Here is a 1,207-nt window from a genome sequence, read left to right as displayed (position 1 = left end):
CGGCTTTTGGCTACGCCATAGGGCAAAAGCGATACTCAGCAGTTTGCGACCCAGAATGACGAAGGCGGCGGTGGAACTCAGGCCGTGCGCGCGTAGGGCTTCATAGCGGGACTGGAACACTTTGGATCGGCTGGCAGAAAACCCCATCATGTATAACTGGCGGCGTAGCCAGGGCGCGCCGCGCTTGCTTAGCCGGCGCAGGCCCCGTTTTTGACCAGAGTCCATGGGGCGCGGGTCCAGTCCCGTGAACGCGATGACGGCATCGCTATTTTTGAACTCGATGCGACGAAATAAACACAAGAGCATCGTGGCGCCTTGCACCCCCACGCCGGGAATCGTCTGTAGCCTTTGCGCCTCGGCGGCTAGAGCCGGCTCGCTCTGAGCTTGCTGGGCGATGTGCTCATCGATCGTCGCGATCACCTGATTAAAGTCCGCGATCAGCGCCTTGAGCTGCGGGGCAAGGAGGGGGACGTCCCGCAGCGACTGCTGCAGCGCGCCACGCTGGCCCACCAGTTGCGCGCGCCGACGCAAGAGCTCCGTGATCAACTGTTCGGCCTGACTGCCCGCGCGAAAGGGATGCAAATACGGGTGATGTTCGCGCAGATAGCGGCTGATGACCTGGGCATCGGTGCGATCAGTCTTGCCGCGCTGACCCAACGCTTTGGCATAGAAATGCACATCGCGTGCATTTAACACGTACGTGCACACCCCTTGCGCCTGGGCCAAGTCCACGAGCAGACGGTGATAGCTCCCGGTGGACTCCACGGCCAGCCGGGCGTCTGGGGGTACGTGCCGCAGCCAACGTTTGATCGAGGCCGCCGTATTGGCCAAGGTGATGTTCAGTTCCGGATGGTCGATGACACCCACGACCAACTCGGCCTTGGCCACATCGACGCCAATGTTTAACGGTTCTTGCATGACAGCTCCCAAATAAGCGAAAATAGATGGGCTGGGGTGTACCAATCGCCTGGGCTCGTTAGCTTGCAATAATCGACAGTCCCAACCGTTCTACAGCGGCTGCTCTGTTAGATTCCTAATCGACGATGGGCAGGCGGGGTGGGAGATTTCTCAGACAGGCGGTCCGTCAAAGCGGCCGATAGCGAAGGTCAGTCTCTCCACCCCAGCACCTTTTAGTGTCCCACTAAAAGGTGCTTGAAAAAACCAGATAAAAAACCAAACAAAACCGCTTAAAGAAACTATACAAGCG

Annotated in this window: 1 protein-coding gene; it reads right to left on the bottom strand. The window is 58.7% G+C overall.

Features of this window, described 5'->3' with window-relative positions; genetic code table 11:
* Positions 1-918: IS110 family RNA-guided transposase (locus EDC26_RS20020; RefSeq protein WP_132586514.1), on the bottom strand; the 918-nt coding region annotated here is incomplete at its 3' end.
* Between the last annotated feature and the right edge of the window lie 289 nt (positions 919-1,207).

It is taken from the genome of Paralcaligenes ureilyticus, assembly GCF_004346225.1.
Lineage (GTDB): Bacteria > Pseudomonadota > Gammaproteobacteria > Burkholderiales > Burkholderiaceae_B > Paralcaligenes > Paralcaligenes ureilyticus.
This window is presented reverse-complemented; position numbering and strand designations above follow the sequence as displayed.